Here is a 3,392-nt window from a genome sequence, read left to right as displayed (position 1 = left end):
GAAGTTTGAAGATGTACCTATTTCTTATCGATTCCTCCCTTGATTCAGCAACGCCATATTATTATGTCTGCAACTCTTAACTTTGGTTCTGTAGGTATCGGTTAAAATTCTGTTAATGTTTTGACCTAACTATACTATGCTCGACCCTGTTCTCGACGTTCGCCAGCTCCAAGTACAATTTCTTACCGAACATCGACCCGTTGTTGCCGTAGATAATCTTAGTTTTCAGCTGCGACATGGAGAAAAATTAGGCTTGGTTGGGGAGTCTGGTTCTGGTAAATCCGTTACTTCTCTGGCAATTATGGGTTTGATTGCCAGCCCCGGAATTATTACTCAAGGAGAAATCTGGTTTCAAAGAGAAGATAATCGTCGGGTAAATTTATTACAAGTGAAGGAAGCTCAGAGAAGAAGTTATCGTGGTGGTCAAATTGCGATGATTTTCCAGGAACCGATGAGTGCCCTAAATCCAGTTTATGACATCGGTTTTCAGCTGACAGAGGCAATTTTACTACATCAAAAAGTTAGTCCTGCCGAAGCGAGAAGAAAAGCGCTCGCCTTACTCCAGGAAGTACAGCTACTTCCCAATGATGAAATACTAGAACAACAGTATCTCTCCGAACATCCGGACGGTAGGAGTAGCGACAAAGAGATTGCCAACTACGTCAACGAGCAGAAGCATCGGATGCTCAAACGCTATCCCCACGAACTTTCGGGTGGACAACTGCAACGAGTAACTATTGCGATCGCCATTTCCTGCAATCCTCGAGTGCTAATTGCCGACGAACCAACAACTGCTCTAGATGTTACCGTTCAAGCCAAGATTTTGGATTTGCTGCGAAATTTATGTCGTAAGCGGGGAATGTCGCTGATTTTTATCACTCACGATCTCGGAGTAATTGCAGAACTCGTAGACTCGGTGGCAGTAATGTACCGCGGCAAAGTAGTCGAGTCAGGCAAAATTGCCGAAGTTTTTACCAATCCCCAGCATCCTTACACCAAAGGTTTACTAGCTTGTCGTCCCCGTCTAGATCGCAAGTTGCAAATCTTACCTACCGTAGCTGATTTTATGCAACTAGAGACTGAGGCAAACGGGGAAATAGTCATTAAAGAAAAACAGACAAAAATTAGCGAACAACTCCAGCAAACAGTTACTGCTGAAGAACAAGAGACTAGATTGGCTGAATTACTCGCCCGACAACCTTTAGTAACTGTCGAGCGCCTGCGGGTAGGTTTTCCCATCAAAGGAATGTTAGGGCGCACCCAACGTTATTTGATGGCTGTCAAAGACGTGTCTTTTGAAGTTTATCCAGGAGAAACTTTGGGTTTGGTGGGAGAATCGGGGTGTGGCAAATCCACTCTAGCAAGAGCGATTTTACGTTTAATCGCTCCTTTAGAGGGCAAAATCCTGTTTGATGGTGACGATCTGACTAACTTATCCCTAAAAAGCCGTAAGCTGCGTTACCTCAGGCGGCAAATGCAAATTGTCTTTCAAAATCCTTACAACTCTCTCAATCCCCGCATAACTATTGGTGAAGCGATCGCAGAACCCCTCAAGGTTCACAGAATTAAAGGTAATCGCCGCAAGCGAGTTGCCGAACTCCTAGAAAGAGTTGGTTTAAATCCCAACTCGAGCGCTCGCTATCCTCATGAATTTTCTGGGGGTCAGAGACAGAGAGTCTGCATCGCTCGTGCCCTCGCTTTAAATCCCCAATTTATTATCTGCGATGAGTCAGTTTCTGCTTTGGATGTGTCGGTACAGGCACAAGTACTAAATTTACTTAAAGAACTACAGAGCGAACTCGGCTTGACCTATATTTTTATCTCTCACGATCTCAGCGTAGTAAAATTCATGAGCGATCGTATAATTGTCATGAATCGAGGCAAAATTGAAGAAATTGACACCGCAGAAGCAATTTATCGTTATCCTAAAAGCCATTACACTCGTCAGTTAATCGATTCCATTCCCACGGGAAAATTTGGCTGAGTTTGATCGATTAGGCTGACAAGTAAACTCAGAACGACAATTATGGTTTAGTAACAAACATAACATAGTGACACATTTAAATTATTTAAATTATTTAGTTGCAATTGAGTAAAGTCTCTCTCGTGATTAATTACCATTAATATTTTTGGCCGCCAAGCTTAATTGCGATTAAATTTAACCTGAAGGGGTGACAAGGGAGCTAGAAAGATTGCTGGATAATAAACATAGCTCGTAGACCCCTCTGGTAAAAAGGCAGCTTATTGAGATTGAGCCACATCAATTTGTTTATCCATTCCTTCATCAAGGTAAATGAAACCAGCCAGCTACTACCATATAAACCAAGCCAAAAGTAGCTGTTGCGAGTCAAAGATTGTTTAATTTTTCGATGGCGACCGATGTATTTAGACTGACCTCGAAGGCTAAGAGTATGTCCTTTGAACACCGAGTGAGTGTAAGCAATGGCGATGAGCAAAACTAGACGAGTAAGGCGTTCAATCTGAGCTTGCGACCCCTCGAGATTGTAGCCACCTGACTTGCAATCTTTAAACATCGCCTCAATCCCTACGCGCTTTTTATAGGCTTTGACAGCTTCAGGTAAATTGGGTAAATTTGTCAGCAGATACCAGGGTTCCTTTGCCCCCATGCCTCGGTAAATACGTCGCCAATAGACCCCTAAATAAATCCCCGAAACTTGATGCAGTTGAGTGACTTTAGTTTCTTGATAAAACCGTTGGTCTCCTGGATTAACGTCTAGGTCTTTTAAGGGAGTAAAACCTAATTGAGTTACCATTATCTTCGTACTCTTTCTCTGTCGAAGCACAAAGTAGACCTGCTGCTGGGTCAGCCACTTAGCTAGTTCAACACTCTGGAATTCTCTGTCTCCTAAAATAACGATTTGGTGTTGTTTAAACAGCTTCAATACTGGACGTAATATGGCTTTTTGTTGAGCGAAGTTACTGGCTCCTTTCTTCTCTAGAAACTGCCAGTATATAGGCAAAGCTCTTTTCGCCATCACTACTCCAACCATGAACAGATTTTTATCTTGCCATTGAGTTCTATCTAAGACTAGATAAATTGTCTGGTCTGGCAAGAATTTCTTTTGAACTACTTCTTTGACTATGGGAAACCAGACTAACGAAACTGATAAAGCTGAGGACTTCAAAAACCTTTGGATTCGGCGACGACGGCTCTCATATTTAATTGGTAAAGGGAAGTATGCAGCTAGTCTTTCTATCTTTACTTGTTTGTAGGTCTGGATAAGGTATACCAGCACTTCCAAAGTAATTAGTTGGTCATCACTCAGATAACGTGAAAGATGATTGCGGTACAATTGGTTTAACATTTTTTAGGGTTCGGTCGGATTCTCAATAACTGACCGAATCTTTTTTACCATAGGTTGTCTCTGTTC

The 3,392-nt window shown here is 42.3% G+C and carries 2 protein-coding genes; one reads left to right on the top strand and one right to left on the bottom strand.

The features are described 5' to 3' along the window. The first annotated feature begins 136 nt into the window (after positions 1-136). Complete coding sequence (locus ACLFKQ_RS21060) at positions 137-1,984, top strand: ABC transporter ATP-binding protein (protein ID WP_449001699.1); 1,848 nt, start codon at positions 137-139, stop codon at positions 1,982-1,984. A 199-nt stretch (positions 1,985-2,183) separates the two neighbouring features. Here ACLFKQ_RS21060 and ACLFKQ_RS21055 read toward each other — a convergent pair whose 3' ends face one another. Beyond that, the gene (locus tag ACLFKQ_RS21055) at positions 2,184-3,326 is read right to left on the bottom strand and encodes an IS4 family transposase (RefSeq protein WP_448998311.1); all 1,143 of its coding nucleotides are present in this window, start codon (positions 3,324-3,326) and stop codon (positions 2,184-2,186) included. Positions 3,327-3,392: the final 66 nt, after the last annotated feature.

It is taken from the genome of Myxosarcina sp. GI1(2024), from assembly GCF_053543375.1.
This window is presented reverse-complemented; position numbering and strand designations above follow the sequence as displayed.

Bases quoted from the DNA above. Each gene is read 5' to 3' on its own strand.
- ACLFKQ_RS21060 (WP_449001699.1), top strand. From the start codon at position 137: ATGCTCGACCCTGTTCTCGACGTTCGCCAGCTCCAAGTACAATTTCTT.
- ACLFKQ_RS21055 (WP_448998311.1), bottom strand. From the start codon at position 3,326: ATGTTAAACCAATTGTACCGCAATCATCTTTCACGTTATCTGAGTGAT.